Below are 18765 nucleotides of genomic sequence, written 5' to 3' on the forward strand. Positions count from 1 at the left end.
TATTCTCTCTTTCAGGGGGGCCTCGCTTCGCTCGGAATACGCGCCTGCCGGCGCAGAGGCCGCGTGAGGGACGGTTGAGGCGACCGCGGGGCGCAGTCGGTATCTGGTTGCCCTGCAACCCTGTCTGAAACAGGGTTTACCCCAATCAACCGGGAACTACCCCGGCCCATTCAATGCCTGGGACGGATTTTCGGCCTGTACTCCGTTGCCGGTTCACCGCACTGAAGCCGAGCTGAAATCGGGGCGATTGCGAGCTCGTTTTTCTTTTGGGCCCTTCTCCGATGGCCGCATGAGCGAGACACAAATCCCCTGATCCCCCCCCGATCCCTCTCACCTCACCCGCACGATGGTGGCGGCGGTGAATCCGCAACCATATGATGACGGATCCGGCATGATGTTCTTCCGGATTTTCATGCTGCTTTCTCCTGTCAGGAGCCCTGGAAAAATTGGCCGCCGCTCCGGTGGCAACAGATCATTTTGCGCTGATTGTACCCTCATCAGACCCATCACCTGAGACAACCGGGGTCCTGTGGAACCGGGTTGTGCAACCACAGGCTTTCGATGCGGGTTGGTATACCCTGCCCCACTTCCACCATCCGCACAAAGGAAGGTCCGGAACTCTGCCCCGTCGCGATGCGCGGAATGGGCCAGTGCAGCGCGGGACAGCGCCGCCACCTCGGCGCAAGGGGATATCGGGCCGTCCTCCTGCACTGCGCCCCGGCAATCTGGCGGGCCCGCCGTTCAGATTACCCGGCCATGGGCTTCAGATGCGTGACGCCCCTTAACGAAGGACGCCAGGCAGCGCTCCCGCCCCGGCGGCCAGATCAAGGCCACCGGGACGGGTATCTGGCCGGGTCAGGAACGGCCCCGGCGTTGCGCTCCATGCGTCCTGAAACCATTCCCGCTGAATGGCTTCTTGTCTTCGCCATGCCTCAGGCGCCTGCAGCCGCCCTGCAACCGGAGCAGATCGCCGTTTTCATCGCAGACACCCTGCGCCCGCGCCATGCCGACGATCTGCGCTATGGGGCGGATCATTCGCGTCCTCATCCGTCCCGCCGGTGGCGCGGGTTTTATCCGGGCCGGGCAAAGAACGCAGTGGCAGGTCAGGGGTTTCCCCCGTGCTGCGGCACCCGCGTGACGATCCGGGCGAGGCGCCCGGCCCCGACAGGATCCGCCCCGCCGGATTTGCGATAGCCGCCCGACCAGATCCGGTTTCGTCCGGAGGGGGCGACGATGATGCGCTCGCCGTCTTGCCAGAAGGCGAGCGCGCCGGTTTCGCTCAGCAGCCTCTGGTCAACCAGCGGGCAATCCGGCGGAGGCTCGGCGATTCGCGCATTGATGACCACCAGATCCGCGCGGCCGCAGGTGGCCTCCAGTTTCGCGAGCCCCGCCTTGCCGCTCAGCGCGACGCCCTGCCGGCCGGCGAAGTCAAAGGCCTTCGCCTCCCGCCCGCCGGAAAAACCCGGTCGCGCCGCCGCGTCTTTTTGCGTGGCCAGATCGCCGTCGCCCTCCATCCAGCCCGAGGCGGAGAAGCCGCCGCCGGTTGCCGTCGACAGCGCCCTGCCCTCTGGCCCAAGGAGCCCGACAAGCCGCCCATCGGAGGAGATCAGCAGCCCTGGCCGCTCGGCCAGAGGCCAAAGGGCGACACCCATCGCGACCAGGAGGCCACCGGCAAACCGCGCCCGACCCGGCCAGGCGATCAGCCAGAGCCCGCCCCAGCTGATCAGCGGCAGCGCCAGCCAATGCGGCGCGGGGATCGCGGTCACCGCGCCATCCAGCCCCGCCACCCAGGCGGCAACCCAGAGGATCCATTCCGAGGCCCGCCCCATCACCCAGAGCGGCAGCCCCTCAAGCCCGACCGGCGCCAGCAGGAAGGCCAGCACCCCCATCGGCATGATCGCCACCCCCATCGCCGGCGCGGTCAGGATATTGGCCATCAGCCCGAAATCGGCAAAGCGGTTGAAATGCGCGGCGGCATAGGGGGCGGTCGCGAAACCGCCGACCACCGAGCTCATCACCACCGTCACCAGCACCACCTGCCAGCGCGCCAGCCGCCCGCGTTGCAACCAGCCATCCATCGCCTGAAAGCCCGCGATCAGCGCCACCGTCGCCGCCATCGACATCTGGAAACCGGGGGCCAGCAGGCTTTCGGGTTTCAGGACCAGAATCACCGCCCCCGCGATAGCGGCGCTGCGGATCGTCATGGCGCGACGGCTGGCGAGAATGGCGATCAGCATCACCAGCGTCATCACGAAGGCGCGCTCGGTCGCGACATTGGCGCCGGAGAGTTGCAGATAGAACCAGGCGACAAAGATCGACACCAGCGCCGCGATCTTTTTTGCGTTCACCCGCAGCGCAAGCCAGGGGACGCAGGCAATGCCACCCCGGATCAGCGCGAAAACAAAGGCGGTGAGGCAGACAAGGTTCATCCCCGAAATCGCCAGGATATGCGCCAGAGAGGAATCGCGCAAATCCTCAACCGTTTTCTGACTGATGCCCGAGCGGTCGCCGGTCATCGCGCCGGCGGCAAAGGCGCCTGCTTCGCCCGGGATATGGGCGCGAATACCGGAGGAGAACCAGGCGCGCAGGCGCCCGATCCACTCCTCGCCCGCCTCGGGCGGCTCCAGCAGCAACACCGGCGTCTGGCTGTACCCAACCGCGCCAAGCTGCTGGAAAAAGGCCATGCGGCGGAAATCGAAACCGCCGGGCTCCACCGGGCCTTCCGGGGCGGCGAGATGGGCGGTCAGGATGACCCTTTCGCCCGGGGCCGGGCTGTGGCCGCTTTCATTGCCATGCAGCGAGACCCGGACGCGCCTGGGCGTCCGGGCCGGATCCATCCGCTCCAGCACGACCTGGTCGAGCAGGATCCGCACCGCATCCGAGGCGGAATTGTCGATCTCGATCACCCGCCCCTCGACCGGGCCGTAATAGCGGAAATCGAGCATCGGCGCCGCGACCATATGGGCACGCAAGCCGGCCGCGAGGAAGCCGAGGCACAGCGCCAGCACCGCACCGCCAAGGCTGCGCCAGGGCCAGGGCGCAAGCTGGGCCGCCACCGCCGCCAGGAGGGCCAGCAGCAGAGCCGCGCCGTATTCTGCCGCGCCTGGCTCGGTCTCCAGCATGAACCACAACCCGATGCCGGTGCCGGTAAGGATCACCGCCAGCGGCAGCAGATGGCCCCGCATCTCTTCCAGCGCGATCAGCGGCCAGCGCAGCAGCCGCAGCGGAACACGCAAAAGCGCCAGAACCGGCGCCACAGGGGTAAGCCTCGCCCCCCGCCTGCGCGAGGGCCGCAAATCGCCGGGCGAGCCCCACCCCGTCTGTAGCGCCCCGGTTTGTGCCGCTCCGGTCTGTGCCGCCCCGGTCTGTACTGCCTCGCCCGCCCCCAACGCGGCGATGCTGTCTGCCACCTTGCCCTTCCCCTCCCTCCGCGCATAAATGCGGGCCAGATGCGCCCGCAGGCGTCGCGGCCCGTCCGGCATCCTGTCCTGCCGGATGCGGGCCCCGAAACCCCTGCCGGGCGCCAGAACGTATCCCGCCATTGCGGCGATCTTCCTCCGCTATGGTTTCCGAAAGGTTAACACCCGATGCCCGCAGCTGCCGCCAGCCCCGTTGTCACCCGTTTCGCGCCCTCGCCGACCGGCTATCTCCATATCGGCGGCGCCCGCACGGCGCTGTTCAACTGGCTTTATGCGCGCGGGCGGCGCGGGAAATTCCTGCTCAGGATCGAGGATACCGACCGTGAGCGCTCGACGCCCGAGGCGACGGCGGCGATCCTGCAGGGGCTGACCTGGCTAGGCCTTGACTGGGATGGCGATGTGGTCAGCCAGTTCGAGCAGAAGGACCGCCATGCCGAGGTCGCGCGTGAGATGCTGGCGCGCGGAACGGCGTATAAATGCTTCTCGACGCAAGAGGAAATCGCCGCCTTCAAAGAGGCGGAAAAGGCGCGCGGTGTCAGCTATCCTGTCTTCCATTCGCCCTGGCGCGATGCCGATCCGGCGACCTTCCCCGACGCGCCCTATGCGATCCGCATGAAGGCCCCGCGCGAGGGTGAGACGGTGATCCGCGACCAGGTCCAGGGCGATGTGGTGATCCGCAACGAGACGCTCGACGACATGATCGTGTTACGCTCGGACGCTACGCCGACCTATATGCTGGCGGTTGTCGTCGATGACCATGATATGGGCGTGACCCATGTGATCCGGGGCGACGATCACCTCGTCAATGCCGCACGCCAGCAGATGGTTTATGATGCAATGGGCTGGGATGTGCCGGTCTGGGCGCATATTCCGCTGATCCACGGGCCGGATGGCAAGAAACTCTCCAAGCGCCATGGCGCGACCGGTCTGGAAGAGTATCAGGCCATGGGCTACCCGGCATCGGGCATGCGCAACTATCTCAGCCGGCTTGGCTGGGCGCATGGCGATATGGAGATCTTCACCAGCCAGGAGGCGATGGAGGTCTTTGATCTGAAAGGCATCGGCAAGGCGCCGGCGCGGCTGGATTTTAAGAAACTGGAAAACACTTGCGGCCATCATATCGCGATGGAGGAGGATGCCGCACTGCTGCATGAGATTTCGGCATATCTGGCGGCGGCCGGCAAGCCTGCGCTGACGCAGGCGCAATCCGCGCTGCTGCACAAGGCGATGTATTGCGTGAAGGACCGCGCAAAGACTTTCCCGGAACTCCTTGAAAAGGCGAATTTTGTACTGGTTTCGCGCCCCGTCGTTCCCGATGAGAAAGCCGCTGCCAGCCTTGACGCGGTATCCCGTGGTATACTGAGTTCATTGACGCCGCAGCTGCAAAATGCTAGCTGGACGAAGGAAGCGCTTGAGACCATGCTCAACGCTGCGGCGACTGAAAACGGCATCGGATTCGGTAAGCTTGCAGCGCCTTTGCGGGCAGCCCTTGCGGGACGGACCACGACGCCTTCGGTCTTTGACATGATGCTGGTCATCGGTCGGGATGAAACTATCGCCAGGCTCTCGGAGGCCGCAGGCTGATCTGTGATCTGATCTGCGACCGCCCCCGGGGCAGGCCACGGCTCCGCAAGGAGCAGGGAAGAAGCCACGAGACCGCCACGTCTGGGCGGGCGGTCTGCCACACGGGGGACTAGATAATGTCTGACAGAAAAGCGACGCTGACGCTCGACGGCAAGGAATTCGACCTGCCGGTGATGAAACCGGTTCTCGGCCCCGATGTGCTGGATATCCGCAAGCTTTACGGCCAGGCGGATGTCTTTACCTTTGACCCCGGCTTTACCTCGACCGCGGCCTGCGAAAGCGCGATCACCTATATCGACGGCGATCTGGGAGAGCTGCTGTACCGGGGCTACCCGATCGAGCAGCTGGCCGAGAAATCCAGCCATCTCGAAACCTGTTTCCTCCTGATGTATGGCGAGCTGCCGACCGCCGCGCAGCTCGCAGATTTCAACACCCGCGTGACCCGTCATACGATGGTTCACGAGCAAATGATGAACTTCTTCCGTGGCTTCCGCCGCGATGCGCATCCGATGGCGACCATGGTGGGCGTGGTCGGCGCGATGTCGGCATTCTACCATGACAGCCTTGACATCACCGACGCCTGGCACCGCGAGGTCGCCTCGATCCGGATGATCGCGAAACTGCCGACCATCGCCGCCATGGCCTATAAATATTCGGTCGGCCAGCCCTTCGTCTATCCGAAGAACTCGCTCAGCTATGCCGGCAATTTCCTGCATATGTGCTTCTCGGTCCCGGCCGAGGAATATGTGGTCTCGCCGATCCTCGAAAAGGCGATGGATCGCATTATGATGCTCCATGCCGATCACGAGCAGAACGCCTCGACCTCGACCGTGCGTCTGGCGGGCTCGTCGGGGGCGAACCCCTTCGCCTGTATCGCGGCCGGCATCGCCTGCCTCTGGGGCCCGGCCCATGGCGGCGCCAACCAAGCCTGCCTTGAGATGCTGAAGGAAATCGGCTCGGTTGACCGGATCCCGGAATTCATCGCCAAGGCGAAAGACAAGAATTCCGGCTTCCGCCTGATGGGCTTTGGTCACCGCGTCTATAAGAATTTCGACCCGCGCGCCAAGGTGATGAAGGAATCGGCAGACGAGGTTCTGGAACTGCTCGGCGTCCATAACAACCCGCTGTTGCAGGTCGCAAAAGAGCTGGAGCGGATCGCGCTGGAAGACGAATATTTCGTCTCGAAAAAGCTCTACCCGAATGTCGATTTCTATTCGGGCATCATTCTCGAAGCGATGGGTTTCCCGACCTCGATGTTCACCCCGATCTTTGCGATCTCGCGCACGGTGGGCTGGATCTCGCAATGGAAAGAGATGATCTCGGATCCGACCGGCAAGATCGGCCGCCCGCGCCAGCTCTATGTCGGCCCAACGAAGCGCGACTATACCGATCTGCGCTCGCGCTGATCTGCGGTTTGAGTGATTTCAGGCGGCCCCATTGCGGGCCGCCTGTTTCTTTTGTTCCACCAGGAAAGGGCGACCGCCTTCGGCTTTGACGCATCGCGCGCGCCGGGACGTTTACCAGGAGAGAACGTCACCCCCTGCTTGCCGCTGACCATCCCCGTCACGGGCAGGACAGCCCCCCACGGCCAGGAAATGCTGGTTGGTATGCTGCGCCTGCCAGCGCTCAATCCCGGGGATCAATCTGCGGGGCGCGCACGCCCCCGTTCCGCCCCCCCCCCACGGCGATTTCATCGGCGCAGCACCGTTCCGGCCTGTTCAGTCTCCCGCACGCCATGCAATCCTGCCAGCCGTTCCGTCAGACCGGCCAGCAGACGTGCGGGGGCCAGCGCCTCGCCCACGGCTTCGGCGGCCTCGTCGAGATCGGCAACATGGTTGCGCCGCTCATAAAACCAGTCGCGCACCGCTTCAAAAGCCGCCGGGCTGGAGCCTGCGCCGCTGGCGCTCAACCGCCCGGCCAGCAGATCGGCGCGCTCTGACGTCTCGCGCAACCGGCGCTGCATCGAGATCAGCACCCGCGCAACCCCGGGCATATTGCTGGCCAGCGCGCGCAGTTCGGCCGTGCTGGCGGGCGCCCCCTGATCGGCCAGCGCCGCGCGCAGATCGGTGATCAGCCGCGTCTCGTCCGCATCCGAGAAAAGCTGTACATCAAGGCCGAAGGAAGCGTTGAGCCGCAACAGAACCGGCACCGTCAGCGGGCGGATATTCTGCTCGATCTGGTTCAGATAGTTCGGGCTGATCTCAAGCATGCGCGCCAGCGCCGCCTGGGTCAGGCCACGTTCCTCACGCAAGCGGCGCAGGCGCACGCCCATATAGGTCTTGCTCATCTTCGCAACCTTCGCAATTCGCAAGGCGATCCTTAATAAAATAACGCCTTTTCAATAGTTTATCTGCATATACTGGATGTGAAAAGACGGTTCTGCCAATTTTGCGAAGGCAGAGCCCCCATGACAACCGAAACCGAGATCCGCACCATCGAGATGATCTTCCCCGAACAGGCGAACCATTACGGCACGTTGTTTGGCGGCAATGCGCTGGCCTTGATGGCCAAGGCCGCCTTCCTGGCCGCGACCCGGCATGCCGGGACGAAAGTGGTGATGGCGCGATCGGATCGTGTCGATTTCACCACGCCCATTCAGGTCGGCGAGATGCTGGAACTGGTGGCGCGCGTCAGCCGCACCGGCCGCAGCTCGATGTCGGTCGAGGTCAGCGCCGAGGCGCGTTCCATCGGCGGCGCGCGTGCCCGCCGGGCGCTGTCGGGGCGGTTCGAGATGGTGGCGGTGGATGAGACGGGTCGACCGGTGCCGGTGGAACGCGAAGTTTCCTGACCTGCAGTATTTTCTGAAAGGACAAGATGATGATCACCTATAAGCTGCGGCGCTGGAAATCCGCCGACCATCTGCCGAGGCATAACCAGCTGGCCTGAAAGATCACTCAGCTGGCCGCCGATCCGGTCGCGCCCGCGCCGGAAGTAACCGGGATGATCATCAACCGCATCATCATCAATGTCGCCGTTGCGGCGGCCTCGGTCGCGCGGTGCCGGGTGGCCCAGGCCCGCGCCCAGGCTTTGTGCCATCCGAAGGCGCCCGGCGCCACGGTGTTCGACCTGCCGCCCCAGACCCGCATCAGCCCGGAATGGGCGGCCTGGGCCAATGGCATGGCGGTGCGCGAACTCGACTTGCACGACACCTATCTCGCCGCCGATTACGCCCATCCGGGCGATAATATCCCGCCGATCCGCGCAGCCGCGTGACATACCGGCGCCCGGGCGCCGATCTGATCCGGGACTGACGACCGGCTATGAGATCCAGGTCAACCTCGCGCGCGGCATCTGCCTGCATGAGCATAAGATCGACCATATCGCCCCTCTCGGGCCGTCAGCCGCCGCCGGGATCGGCATTGCATGCTCAGACATCAGCCGCTGGACCATGGCGGTTTGCCATCGCGTCAGAACCAGAAGGCCTGAGTGAATCCTGTCTCATTGTTACAAATATAAAATCACCCACTGGCACTGTGCGCCACTGCGGTCAGATCCCTGCCTCCGGCAAAGGTCTGATCGCGGGGGAGCATAGACCGCTTACGTCCAGGCGACAAATCCCCCGGTGAAGGGGGGTTGGGTGGCGACACATCAACACATGCTCTGTCCTGGCTGAGCTACAAGCCGAAAGGTCGGCCAGGCGGGATTTGAACCCGCGTCCCTGTGATACCCTGTAGTGCCGCGCGGCATTCGCCGGGATCGGTCTTGCGGTCTGGTCGGGGCGACAAGGGAGGAAGAGAGAACCGGGACCCCGGCCACACCGTTGACCGCATGCTGGGTGAGGGCTTGAACCTCACAGGCTACCCCATGTACGAGCTGTACTCTCTTCTGCATTCACCCCGAATTCAGAGCCGTGGTTTCGGGTTCCGGCGACAAGGCATGGCAGGATGTTTTGCCTGAGCTACACGCTTTCGCGCGGCGCGGATCGAACGCGCGGCCTCCGGTTTCCCGGCGCTCTGTCCCTGTAATCCTGCCGGCATTCGCCGGTTCACTCTCCTTCTGTTTCAGTGCCTTGCCCTGACGACAAGGGGGGTGAAACCTTCCCTGAGGGAAGTTGCTCTACCGACTGAGCTACCGCCCCGAGGGGCGGGCGGGGTTTGAACCCGCGACCGACTGTAGTTCCACCGGCATTCGCCAGGCCTTGAAAAACCGGGGCGGGACACCGGCGCAATGGCATAATGCCCGTTGCGCCGGGCCGGACTCGAACCGGCAGAGCCTCGGGTTGTTCCCGCCCCTTCCATCCCCCCGGCGCAGGACGCCGGGGATCTTTTACAACTCAACCGCGCGGATCTGGCCGGTCCAGTGTTCCGGCCCCATCCGCCCTGCCGTGAAATCGGCGATCTGGTCAAAGACCGTATCCGAGAAGCCGCCGATATTCAGCACATCCTGCCGCTCGGCCGCCTGGGTGGTGCCGTAAGGCTGGATGTCGATACAGACGAGTTTCGCGCGCCTGTTGCGGGCCTTGATCTTCCCCCATTCCGCCATCATCGCCGTTGCCTGCCCGCCCCGCTTCGCATCCATCCAGGACTGGTTGTCCGAGACGAAGATCACCAGATCGGGCGCCTTGCGCTCTGCGTTCAGTACCGCCAGCGGTGCCGAGCAATTGGTCCCGCCCCCGCCCAGTGCCGCAAGTTTTTCGGCGTTGGTCAGGATGGTGTCCCGCGCTTCAAGCCGGGCCTCGCGCACCCCGACCTCGAAAGGCAGGATACGGACGCCCGGATTCTTGCGCAGGACCGCCGCCGTGATCAGCCCCGCCACGTCGATGCAGCGCACCACCGAGGTGGCGCCCGACCGGTAGCCGGTGACCGGAGAGGTCATCGACCCCGATACATCCGGACAGATCACGACCGACCCGGCCAACACCGGCACATTGGCGACCGAAGCCTCCATCGCGTCATGCAGCGCATCGCGCAGGCAGGGATCCACCTCGGGCGACAGCGCCTTCAGCGTGGCCAGCAGCTGATAAGGCAGCGCATGTGCCGCCCGGATCCGGGCCGGATCGCGCAGCACCGCCGCCACATGCTCTGTCACGCCGGCGACCTGGAAGGCGCCTTTGCGATGCAGCATGTTCAGCCCCTGACGCAGCATCTGCCAGGACCCTTTGCGCGCCACCTCCGCCCATTGATCGGGCGAGAGCGGCAGATCGGCCAGCATCTGGAACGGCACATCCGGCACATCGCCCGATGCCCCCGCCCGGAAGGCCAGCAGATCCCGCACCACCACCGGCAGCGCCGCCATATCGGCGGGTTTGCCGATCAACCAGGCATAAAACGCCGCCCGCGATGCCGTTTCCGGTTTGGGATGCACCATGCGGATCACATCCGCCAGCGAGGGGGCATTCCCAACCGAGGCCGCCAGCAATTGCGCATCGGTGGCCCGGTTCAGCCAGGCCTGCACCATCGCCTTGGGCCGTGAGCCCAGCGATTTCCGCCCCGTCTGCCCCGAGCGCAGGATCTGCACGAAACTCCGCAACATCCGGCCCGAGGTGATCACCCGCCCGAAAACCTGCGCAAACAGCGCCGGATCGCGGGCCGAGAGTACCGCAAGCAGCAGCGCCGGCGTATCCTTCATATGCCCCTTCTCGCGGACATGAAGTGCTGTCTGCGCCAGAAACAGCGGCTCGACCGCCATCGCGGCCTCAACCAGCGCCGAGACCTCGGCCTGCGCATCCTGATAGAATCCGCCGCCGAAAGTGCCGGTCATCGCCAGCTGCGCCAGCCGGTGTTCCGCCGTGTAATCATAGGCTATCGCCCCGGCGGCATTGAGGGAATTTGCCTGCGGCAGGAGCCGCCCCACCAGCGAAGCAAACACGGATTTGTTTGCCATGATCGTCGTCCTTTTCGTTTTCGCCCCCTCTTTTGCCGCAGTGGGCGGGGGAAAAGAAGAAAAAGGCGAAACATATGTAACCACATGATTTATATTGAATATTCGACTAGTCGGCGATTCTGTTGAAGAAAAATTATATCCTGTGGTATATAAATTTATCTCACAGGATCGTACCTCATGCGCAATATCGTCATCGGCTTTCTCGGCACCCAGCTCGATATGGGCAAAAGGCGCAGCTGGCGCCCCTCGGTGCAGCTTTGCGCCCATCCCGGTTTCCCGGTCGACCGGCTGGAACTGATCCATGACGCGCGCCATTATAATCTGGCCTGCACTGTTCAGGCGGCGATCGGCCATGTCTCGCCTGTAACCGAGGTGCGGCTGGTGCAGATCGACATGGCCGATCCCTGGGATTTCCAGGAAGTCTATGGCCGGCTTTACGATTTCGCCGCCGGCTACGGGTTCGACGAGGACCGCGAGCGCTATCATATCCACCTGACCACCGGCACCCATGTGGCCCAGATCTGCTGGTTTCTCTTGTCGGAAAGCCGCCATGTGCCGGCGCGGCTGGTGCAGACCGGCCCGCCCCGGAGTGAGGCCCAGCCCAGTGGCACGCTGGATGTGATCGACCTTGATCTCGCACGCTACAACGCGCTTCAGCGCCGGTTCGAGGCTGCCGCGCGCGCGCATTCCGCGCTGCTGCTGGAGGGTGTCGAGACCGCCAGCCCCGCAATGCTGGCGCTGGCCGAACGGCTCGACCTGGTCGCCACGGCGTCGGATGCGCCGATCCTGCTGACCGGCGAGCCAGGTACCGGCAAATCCGCCCTCGCCGCCCGCATCCATGAGCTGAAACTGATCCGCCGCCGGGTCAAAGGCCGGCTGGTACAGGTGAATTGCGCCACGCTTGCAGGGCCCGGCGCGCTGGCGGCCTTGTTCGGCCAGCGTCGCAGCGCCACCGGCATCCAGGGCAGCGAGCGGCCCGGCTTTCTGCGCGAGGCGGATGGCGGCGTGCTGTTTCTCGACCAGATCGACGCGCTTGGCCCCGCTGAACAGGCGGCGCTGTTGCAGGTGATCGAGACCGGACGCTATTGCCCCATCGGCTCCGAGGCCGAGGTGACCGCACGGTTCCACCTGATCGCCTCCTGCACCGGCGAACCCGGCGCGCTGGCGCAAGAGGGGCGGCTGCGTCCCGACCTTTACGCCCGGCTGTCGCAATGGGTCTTTCGCCTGCCCCCTTTGCGCGAAAGGCGCGAGGATATTGCGGCGCTGACAGCGGCGCTGCTCAGCGCCAGCGAGCGCGGCCTCGGCCGCCGCACCGGCTTCAACGCCGACGCGCTGGCGCGCTATCAGCGTTTCGCCAAAGACCCCGCCACATCCTGGCCCGGCAATCTGCGCGATCTGGATGCATCAGTGCATCGGCTTGCCGTCCTGGCCGAACGCGGCCGCATCACCGTGCCGATGGTCGAGGCGGAAATCGCGCTGCTGCAAGCGCAATGGCAGGCAGCCGGGGCGGATGGCGACAGGGCGCTGCTCACCGCTATCGTGCAGGATCCGGATTCCATTGACGAATTCGACCGGGCGCAACTTGCGGCTGTGATCCGCGCCTGCCGCGCCTGTCCCAGCCTCTCAGCTGCGGGGCGGCGGCTTTTCGCGGCCTCACGCAGCGAAAAATCCAGCCGCAATGATGCCGACCGGCTGCGAAAATATCTGGCGCGGTTCGACCTGGACTGGGGCATGATCTGCGCCTGAGCGCACAGGCCCTGGTCAGTCCTTTTTCTTTTTCGGCTGCAACGCCTTTTCCAGCCTTGCGGCATAGGCGCGGCGCTCGGTCTCGTTCAGGGTCGCCAGATAGGCGCCGATCACCTCGCTGGCGCTTACAAGGCGGCGGCTGTTGTTCTCCGAGATCGTCACCAGCGCGGCCTGCATGGCCTTCGCATCGAAAGGCTCGGCACGCAAAGCGGCCATCAGCGGGTCGTAATCGGCGAGCAGCTGTTCATGGCCGCGTTTCAGATCGGGATTCCTGCTGACCCAGGCCTCGCGCATCGCGCGCCAGTCCTCGCCGCGCATGGCGGTGGCCAGCGGGCCAAGCCCATTGTCGCGCCGCCCCGACCCATGCTCTTCGCTGCGCCCGCTGGCGCCGGTATCGGACCAGGCGCCCAGCCAGGCACCGGCAAAAAGCCCCGCAATCGCAAGATTACCCGCCAGCGAGAGTGCCAGCAGCGCCCTGACCCAGCCGCGGGTTCTGGCCTGCGGCACAGCAGTTTCCGGATCCGTCACCACGATACCCCCTCAGCCTCCGGCCAGAAAATAGATTGCCACCGGCTCGATCTCGATCCCGTCATCACCGTCCCCGGCAGGCGTGTCGGCCATGCCGGCAAGCGGCATCAGCGCCTCGGCGAGGATCCCGCCCGCGATGCCGGCGGGCGCGGTATAGCCGAGGAAAAGCGCGATGGCCGTCACGGCGCCAAGGCTTGCCACCACGCCGCTGCCGCCGAAACCGGCGCTGAACGAGGACCAGAGCTGTCGGAGGCTTCTCCGCATGCCCATGGCCGGTTGCGATGCGACAGGCGCCAGAGCCGCCGGCATCGCGGCCAGAGCATCGCGCATCACCCGCTCCATCAGCGCGTCAGAAGGGTCAGGCGCCCCGGCGCGCGCCCGGATGAACACCCGGTCGAGATCCGGTCCGGTCAGCGTTGCGCCGTTCAGCTCAGCATTGCCCATCGCTCATTCTCCTTCAAAACCCATCAGCGCCCGATACGGCCCAAGCGCCCGAGCCAGCCCCTTGCGGCCCCGTGCGGTCAGGCTTTCGACCGCCTCGACACCCACCCCCATCACCGCCGCGATCTCGGGGTTCGACAATCCTTCCAGATGGCGCAGCACCACCGCCTCACGCTGGCGCCCGGGCAATGCGGCCAGCGCAAGGTCCAGCGCCGCCATCCGCTCGGCCGCGATCAGCCGTGCCTCGACGCCGGGCGAGCCGTCCGCCGCCTCGGGCGCATCGCCCAGTTCCAGCAGCGCCCCGCCCGTATGGCGGTTCCGGCGCTGCCGGCTGCGGATCCGGTCGGTCACCAGATTGGCCACCACCCGGTAAAGCCAGGTCGAGACCTTTGCCTCGCCCTCGCGCCAGCCAGGGGCCGCGCGCCAGAGCCGGAGCATCGCTTCCTGCGCGACATCCTCGGCCTCGGCGCGGTCGCCGGCCAGCATACGGCAGGCAAAGGACAAAGCCGGCGGCAAGAGACGCTCGGTCAGGAGACGCGCCGCGCCGGCATCGCCAAGCGCGTAGCGCGCCAGCAGCGCCGCCTCATCCTCGTCATCGACCGTATCCCGGGGCATGTTCATTCCCATCTGTTAACCCGGAACACCGGTCGCCCGCAAAGCCGGCTTTTGCGCAATGACCGCGTACCGGGCCAATCCGCCCTGCCCTTTTCCTGACAATGCTGTAACGTGCGGGCGCGGCGCTTCCGTCGCGATTGCGGCGGTAAAAGTGCAGGCGACCGGGCACAGCTGGCACCCTGCCCGCCTGCCGGATGGTGGCTGCGACCAATCATCCCTGTGAAACCCGGTTCGAACTGCCTAATCTGCCGGCAGCGAAGAGAATCGAAATCGAAGAGGCAGTTGACGGATCATGCAAAGCAGCAATCCGAAATCCGCCTCCGGTCAGGATCTCAGGTCAGCGGGGATCGCCGGAGGAGCGGCGACAACGCTGGAGGGGGAGATCACCGGAGAAAGGCCGCTGAAACCAGCGATGCTGCGGGGCTGGCGTTGCCGCTGTCCGGCCTGCGGCGCCGGGCCGCTGTTTCTGGGCTATCTGAAAGTGCGCGACCATTGCCCGGTCTGCAATGAAGCGCTGTATCATCAGCGTGCCGATGACGGGCCGGCCTATGTGACGATCCTGATCGTCGGGCATATTATCGGGCCGCTGATGCTGGCGCTTTACGCCAAATGGACACCGGACCCGCTGATCACGGCGGCGCTTTTATCGGTGGCGAGCGTTGCGCTGTCGCTGTTTTTTCTGCCCCGGATCAAGGGCGCGTTCATCGGGCTGCAATGGTCGCGCCGCATGCATGGATTTGGTGGCAATGAGCGGGGATGAGCAAAGGATCCGCGATGCTGCTACCGTGATCCTCACGCGTCGGGATGGGGACGAGACGCGGATCCTGATGGGCCAGCGCGGCGCGAAGGCGGTATTCATGCCGTCGAAATTCGTGTTTCCGGGGGGAGGCCTTGATGAGGGCGATGAGGATGCGGGCGTGAGCGCGCTGGAGGAGAGCTGCGCCGCGCGGCTCGCCCAGGGCGGGGAGGCGCCGGGGCGGTTGGTCGCGGCGGCCCTGCGCGAATTGCGCGAGGAGACCGGGCTTGGCTATCTCCCCGGTGCCGCACGGCTGCGCTATGTGTTTCGTGCCATCACGCCGACCGGGCGCCCGCGCCGCTTTGATGCACGGTTTTTCCTGGCCGATGCGGCGGGGCTGGCCGGGGATCCGGATGATTTCTCGCAGGCCTCGGACGAGCTGTCGCATCTGGCCTGGCTCGGGCTGGCCGAGGCACGCGCGCTGGATCTGCCTTTCGTCACCGAGGTGGTGCTGGCCGAGATCAGCAATCTGCTGAAAGGCGGAGAGCAGCCCGGCGTGCCGTTTTTCGACAATTCCGGCGCGCGGCCGATGTTCCGGCGTATTCTCTGAGGCCGGGATCTCTGGCCGGCGGCGGATGCCTCCGGCGGGAGTATTTTTATCAAGAGGAAGGGTGCAGGTTCAGAAGGGTTTGAGGCGATCTTTTGCATAGCCGTTGAAATCGAAGATTTCGGCCGCCGCGCGCAGGCGGTCGGGGCCGATGCGGCCCCGGTCGAGCACGAAGCCGAATTCGCCTTTCGGGGTGGCGATGGCCAGGGTGCGGTAGCCGCTGTCGACCCAGATCACCCACCATTCCCCCATGCCCCGCACGGTGAAACGGCCGGGGCCGGTCAGGGTGACGGGGCCGGACGCTGTGACCTCGCGCCCGTCAAGGCAGAGCCGGGCTTTGACCAACAGCCCGCCCGCCGCATTGCGGCTGAACACCGCGCCGCCGGGGGCGCAGCCCTGCGCTGCGCCGGCGGTGAAGCCGGCGGCCTGGTGCCAGTCTCCCTCGATCCGGGCGGGCTGGAAGGCGGCGGCGGACCAGATCCCGGCCCCGGCTGAGCGGAACACTGTCCGGCTTACCGGATCTGGCGCGCGCGGACCACAGGCCTGGAGCAGCAGTACAAGACCGGCAAGTGCTGGCGCAAAGCGGCGCGGCAGGGTCATTGCAGGCATTCGGTCATCCTCCGCCCGCTGTCATCGAGAATCTCATTGCAGCCGAAAAGCGGTCTGTAGGGTGCGCAGGTGCCCGAGCGCGCGAGGCATTGGCCATCGCATTGGGTCGCGTTGGTGCAGCGTTTGCCGGAATCCTTTGTGGCCCATGCGCAGCTGTTGAAGCCGGTTCCGGTGCTGGCCCAAACGCCCTTGTCCTTTTCGCAGGCCAGGCGGGCGGCGGCATCGAAGGGGTTCACTTCGGGCGGCGCGGGTTTTGGATCAGCGGGTGCCGCCGCTGCAGCAGCGGCAGGATCGGTGCCAGCGGCTGAGGTTGGGTCTGCGCCTGAGGTTGTGTCTGCCGCCGTGGGATCGGGGTTTTTCCCCACCGCAGCCGCAACAGTGCCGCTCTCGCCTGCGGGTTTCTGGCCGGGCGCATCAGAGCTTTCTGCGGCTGCCGGGAGAGCCGCATCCTGCGCGCCCGCCTTCGCCCCGGCCTGTGCGGGCTTTGGCCCGCCGCCGCCGGGCAGCCCAAGCGGGGTCGCCTCGATCGCGTCGCCGGTGATGATATTCGTGCCGGTGGCTTTGCCCGCCCCTGTCTTGTCCCGTCCCGTCTTATCCAGCCCCGGCAGACACGCGGCCAGCGCCAGTGCCAGCATGACTGCCGCAACCGCAGTGAAAACCCGATACGCCATACCTGTCATCGGCTGACCCGCCGCTCTTGCCCGTGTTTATTGTTGCGCGCGAGACTGCCCGGAAACCGCCATATGGGCAAGCGGGAAGCAGCCGGGACGCGTTCAGAACGGGCGCGGATGGTCGCGATGCACCGCATCCAGATCGGCCAGCACCTCGGGCGACAGCGCCATCCCCGCCGCGCCGGCACAGACCGCCAGATCGGCAAGTTTCGTCGCCCCGATGATCGGGATCGTGGTGAAGGGGCGCGAGCGGCAAAAGGCAATCGCCATCTGCACCGGGTTCAGCCCGTGCTTTGCCGCCACCGCGAGACAGGCCGCCACCGCCGGAAACACCTGCGGCGTGATCCGGCCGCCCAGATCGGGCACCACCGCCCGCCGGCTGTCTGATGGCGTCACATCACCGGCATATTTCCCCGACAAAAGCCCGGTCGCCAGGGTGGAATAGGCCAGCAGCGGCACATCCTCTATCAGCGAAAGCTCGGCATGGTCGGTGTCGAATTGCCGGCACAGCAGCGAATATTCATTCTGACTGCTGACCATGCGCGGCAAGCCCAGCGTATCGGCCAGATGCAGCCAGCGCGCCGTGCCCCAGACGGTTTCATTCGACAATCCGATGGCCCGGATCTTGCCCTCGGCAATCAGGGCCTGGGCGGTGGTCAGGATTTCGGTCATCGCAGAGGTCTCGGCGGTGCGGTCGATGCCGGTCGGCGCATAGGCCCAGTTCTGGCGGAAATGGTAGCTGCCCCGGTTCGGCCAGTGCAGCTGATAGAGGTCGATGTAATCGGTGTTCAACCGCCTGAGCGAGGCCTCGGCCGCCTCGCGCAGGGAGGCGCCGCTGATCGGCTGGCCGGGGCGGACATGGCGCCCCCGGCCGGTGATTTTGCTGGCGATCACCAGGCGGTCACGCCCGCCCCGCGCCTTCAGCCAGGAGCCGGTGATCTCTTCGCTGAGCCCGATGGTCCCAGCCTGCACCGGATTGACCGGATACATCTCGGCCGTGTCCCAGAAGGTGATGCCGTGATCCAGCGCCAGATCGGCCTGGGCATGGGCCTCGGCCTCGGTATTCTGGCTGCCCCAGGTCATGGTGCCGAGGCAAAGTTCGGTCACGGTCAGGCCAGAGCGCCCGAGGGGAATCAGTTTCATATCCGCGCTCCATTTTCGGCAGGCCCGTATGGCAGACCTGGGGCGACACTGCCGGGAGCCAGCGGCAGAGGCAAGGCATGGACGCATCTGCACAGATATCATCGCGGGCAAATCGGCCCGGATTGCCCTTTCGCAGCCGCAAGATGACCTCATCAACAGCGGACGGGCCTGTCACATTCTATATCCCAAGGTGAAATCCGCGCATCCGTCGCCGTTAACATCCCGGAATAGTTTCGTAATCTTATTGGTGGCATAATAGATGTTGAGGTATTGGATTTGCAGCTTTCCGACCCGGCCGGAGCCCACCGGGACGAATGCGCCGCTGAAAGCCTGGCGCCGGTCAGATGGATATTGACCCCGATCCGCGACAGGTCGGTCAGGTGCTGGCCCTGCATAAAATCAATGATCCGGCTCCAGGACGGGGTATAGCCATTGTTCAGGCCGCTCCATCCGCCGGGCTCTTCCAACGCGAAAATGTCACGTCCGGCGCCACGATACCAGTCGCCGGAAATCACGCCACCGCGGTTATCGGGGCTGTCATGCCCCCCGTCACCCCATCGCCGATCAGGGCGCCGCGACTGCTGCCGCGAAACGAGCCGGCCTCCCCTCTGAAACCTGCCCCGGTTCAGGATGGTCGGGGATGGGACAATTGTCGCCGGATAGTCCAACGGGAAACCGCGATACCGCCCGGACAGGATCAGGCCATGGTTTTGAAAAAGGCCGGAACGCCGGTCAGACCCCAGGCGAGCGCCGCAGCCCCGGCGCCGGTCGCGCGGGGGGCGGTGGCGGTGGCGGGAAAGACCGCTTCAGGGCATCGGCATCCGCAGGGCAGCGCCGGCCCCG

General features: G+C 65.5%; 16 protein-coding genes and 1 tRNA gene. 7 read left to right on the forward strand and 10 right to left on the reverse strand.

Annotation, left to right across the window (positions count from 1 at the left end; genetic code table 11):
• Positions 1–1103: 1103 nt before the first annotated feature.
• Positions 1104–3542 (reverse strand): ComEC/Rec2 family competence protein, encoded by a 2439-nt coding sequence (locus DRF71_RS19835; protein WP_232831602.1) that lies wholly within the window; start codon positions 3540–3542, stop codon positions 1104–1106.
• Between the two features lie 45 nt (positions 3543–3587).
• On the opposite strand from DRF71_RS19835, the gene gltX reads away from it, so the two are divergent.
• Both gltX and DRF71_RS19845 read left to right on the forward strand, forming a co-directional pair.
• Positions 3588–5003: a glutamate--tRNA ligase gene (gltX, locus tag DRF71_RS19840; protein ID WP_112312296.1), complete on the forward strand. Its 1416-nt coding sequence runs from the start codon at positions 3588–3590 to the stop codon at positions 5001–5003.
• Positions 5004–5119: 116 nt separating this feature from the next.
• On the forward strand, positions 5120–6409 hold the full coding sequence (locus DRF71_RS19845) for a citrate synthase (RefSeq protein ID WP_112312297.1): 1290 nt from the start codon (positions 5120–5122) through the stop codon (positions 6407–6409).
• Between the two features lie 284 nt (positions 6410–6693).
• Here DRF71_RS19845 and DRF71_RS19850 read toward each other — a convergent pair whose 3' ends face one another.
• Positions 6694–7290 carry a helix-turn-helix domain-containing protein gene (locus DRF71_RS19850; RefSeq protein ID WP_112312298.1) on the reverse strand — a complete coding sequence of 199 codons (597 nt, stop codon included), beginning with the start codon at positions 7288–7290 and terminating at the stop codon, positions 6694–6696.
• Positions 7291–7410: 120 nt separating this feature from the next.
• Between DRF71_RS19850 and DRF71_RS19855 the strand changes: the two genes are divergently transcribed.
• Both DRF71_RS19855 and DRF71_RS28765 read left to right on the forward strand, forming a co-directional pair.
• Complete coding sequence (locus DRF71_RS19855) at positions 7411–7791, forward strand: acyl-CoA thioesterase (RefSeq protein ID WP_112312299.1); 381 nt, start codon at positions 7411–7413, stop codon at positions 7789–7791.
• 152 nt (positions 7792–7943) lie between these two features.
• Complete coding sequence (locus DRF71_RS28765; protein ID WP_232831603.1) at positions 7944–8216, forward strand: MmgE/PrpD family protein; 273 nt, start codon at positions 7944–7946, stop codon at positions 8214–8216.
• A gap of 970 nt (positions 8217–9186) precedes the next feature.
• On the opposite strand, the gene DRF71_RS27620 is transcribed toward DRF71_RS28765, so the two are convergent.
• A tRNA-Arg gene (locus tag DRF71_RS27620) sits at positions 9187–9286 on the reverse strand.
• Positions 9270–10826 (reverse strand): vWA domain-containing protein, encoded by a 1557-nt coding sequence (locus tag DRF71_RS19865; protein ID WP_112312701.1) that lies wholly within the window; start codon positions 10824–10826, stop codon positions 9270–9272. Before DRF71_RS19865 ends, DRF71_RS27620 begins: the two co-directional genes overlap by 17 nt.
• A 177-nt stretch (positions 10827–11003) precedes the next feature.
• On the opposite strand from DRF71_RS19865, the gene DRF71_RS19870 reads away from it, so the two are divergent.
• Positions 11004–12572 carry an RNA repair transcriptional activator RtcR family protein gene (locus DRF71_RS19870; protein ID WP_112312300.1) on the forward strand — a complete coding sequence of 523 codons (1569 nt, stop codon included), beginning with the start codon at positions 11004–11006 and terminating at the stop codon, positions 12570–12572.
• Between the two features lie 15 nt (positions 12573–12587).
• On the opposite strand, the gene DRF71_RS19875 is transcribed toward DRF71_RS19870, so the two are convergent.
• From DRF71_RS19875 to DRF71_RS19885, 3 genes are read right to left on the reverse strand one after another with little or no spacing between them, the layout of a single operon-like run.
• Entirely contained in the window at positions 12588–13100 is a 513-nt protein-coding gene (locus DRF71_RS19875) for a periplasmic heavy metal sensor (RefSeq protein ID WP_157971199.1), read from the reverse strand.
• 12 nt (positions 13101–13112) lie between these two features.
• Complete coding sequence (locus DRF71_RS19880) at positions 13113–13544, reverse strand: hypothetical protein (RefSeq protein WP_112312302.1); 432 nt, start codon at positions 13542–13544, stop codon at positions 13113–13115.
• 3 nt (positions 13545–13547) lie between these two features.
• Positions 13548–14162, reverse strand: a complete 615-nt coding sequence (locus DRF71_RS19885; RefSeq protein WP_112312303.1) for an RNA polymerase sigma factor — start codon at positions 14160–14162, stop codon at positions 13548–13550.
• Between the two features lie 406 nt (positions 14163–14568).
• Here DRF71_RS19885 and DRF71_RS19890 point away from each other — a divergent pair, with 406 nt between their 5' ends.
• Positions 14569–14916 (forward strand): DUF983 domain-containing protein, encoded by a 348-nt coding sequence (locus tag DRF71_RS19890; protein ID WP_232831637.1) that lies wholly within the window; start codon positions 14569–14571, stop codon positions 14914–14916.
• The gene (locus DRF71_RS19895) at positions 14888–15502 is read left to right on the forward strand and encodes an NUDIX hydrolase (protein ID WP_112312304.1); all 615 of its coding nucleotides are present in this window, start codon (positions 14888–14890) and stop codon (positions 15500–15502) included. The genes DRF71_RS19890 and DRF71_RS19895 overlap by 29 nt, the downstream gene beginning before the upstream one ends.
• A gap of 69 nt (positions 15503–15571) precedes the next feature.
• Here DRF71_RS19895 and DRF71_RS19900 read toward each other — a convergent pair whose 3' ends face one another.
• The 3 genes from DRF71_RS19900 to DRF71_RS19910 all read right to left on the reverse strand — a co-directional run bounded on the left by DRF71_RS19900 (position 15572) and on the right by DRF71_RS19910 (position 17922).
• Positions 15572–16108 (reverse strand): lipocalin/fatty acid-binding family protein, encoded by a 537-nt coding sequence (locus DRF71_RS19900; protein ID WP_232831605.1) that lies wholly within the window; start codon positions 16106–16108, stop codon positions 15572–15574.
• On the reverse strand, positions 16096–16779 hold the full coding sequence (locus tag DRF71_RS19905) for a hypothetical protein (RefSeq protein WP_198672291.1): 684 nt from the start codon (positions 16777–16779) through the stop codon (positions 16096–16098). Before DRF71_RS19905 ends, DRF71_RS19900 begins: the two co-directional genes overlap by 13 nt.
• 102 nt (positions 16780–16881) lie before the next feature.
• Complete coding sequence (locus DRF71_RS19910; protein WP_112312307.1) at positions 16882–17922, reverse strand: aldo/keto reductase; 1041 nt, start codon at positions 17920–17922, stop codon at positions 16882–16884.
• Positions 17923–18765 lie beyond the last annotated feature (843 nt).

Source organism: Pseudogemmobacter bohemicus (assembly GCF_003290025.1).
Taxonomy (GTDB): Bacteria; Pseudomonadota; Alphaproteobacteria; order Rhodobacterales; family Rhodobacteraceae; genus Pseudogemmobacter; species Pseudogemmobacter bohemicus.

What these genes read in the sequence shown, in the direction of transcription:
- DRF71_RS19845 (WP_112312297.1), top strand. Translation starts at nt 5,120, where the DNA reads ATGTCTGACAGAAAAGCGACGCTGACGCTCGACGGCAAGGAATTCGAC.
- DRF71_RS19905 (WP_198672291.1), bottom strand. Translation starts at nt 16,779, where the DNA reads ATGGCGTATCGGGTTTTCACTGCGGTTGCGGCAGTCATGCTGGCACTG.
- gltX (WP_112312296.1), top strand. Translation starts at nt 3,588, where the DNA reads ATGCCCGCAGCTGCCGCCAGCCCCGTTGTCACCCGTTTCGCGCCCTCG.
- DRF71_RS19855 (WP_112312299.1), top strand. Translation starts at nt 7,411, where the DNA reads ATGACAACCGAAACCGAGATCCGCACCATCGAGATGATCTTCCCCGAA.
- DRF71_RS19880 (WP_112312302.1), bottom strand. Translation starts at nt 13,544, where the DNA reads ATGGGCAATGCTGAGCTGAACGGCGCAACGCTGACCGGACCGGATCTC.
- DRF71_RS19850 (WP_112312298.1), bottom strand. Translation starts at nt 7,290, where the DNA reads ATGAGCAAGACCTATATGGGCGTGCGCCTGCGCCGCTTGCGTGAGGAA.
- DRF71_RS19890 (WP_232831637.1), top strand. Translation starts at nt 14,569, where the DNA reads ATGCTGCGGGGCTGGCGTTGCCGCTGTCCGGCCTGCGGCGCCGGGCCG.
- DRF71_RS28765 (WP_232831603.1), top strand. Translation starts at nt 7,944, where the DNA reads ATGATCATCAACCGCATCATCATCAATGTCGCCGTTGCGGCGGCCTCG.
- DRF71_RS19900 (WP_232831605.1), bottom strand. Translation starts at nt 16,108, where the DNA reads ATGCCTGCAATGACCCTGCCGCGCCGCTTTGCGCCAGCACTTGCCGGT.
- DRF71_RS19865 (WP_112312701.1), bottom strand. Translation starts at nt 10,826, where the DNA reads ATGGCAAACAAATCCGTGTTTGCTTCGCTGGTGGGGCGGCTCCTGCCG.
- DRF71_RS19885 (WP_112312303.1), bottom strand. Translation starts at nt 14,162, where the DNA reads ATGAACATGCCCCGGGATACGGTCGATGACGAGGATGAGGCGGCGCTG.
- DRF71_RS19895 (WP_112312304.1), top strand. Translation starts at nt 14,888, where the DNA reads ATGGATTTGGTGGCAATGAGCGGGGATGAGCAAAGGATCCGCGATGCT.
- DRF71_RS19835 (WP_232831602.1), bottom strand. Translation starts at nt 3,542, where the DNA reads ATGGCGGGATACGTTCTGGCGCCCGGCAGGGGTTTCGGGGCCCGCATC.
- DRF71_RS19870 (WP_112312300.1), top strand. Translation starts at nt 11,004, where the DNA reads ATGCGCAATATCGTCATCGGCTTTCTCGGCACCCAGCTCGATATGGGC.
- DRF71_RS19910 (WP_112312307.1), bottom strand. Translation starts at nt 17,922, where the DNA reads ATGAAACTGATTCCCCTCGGGCGCTCTGGCCTGACCGTGACCGAACTT.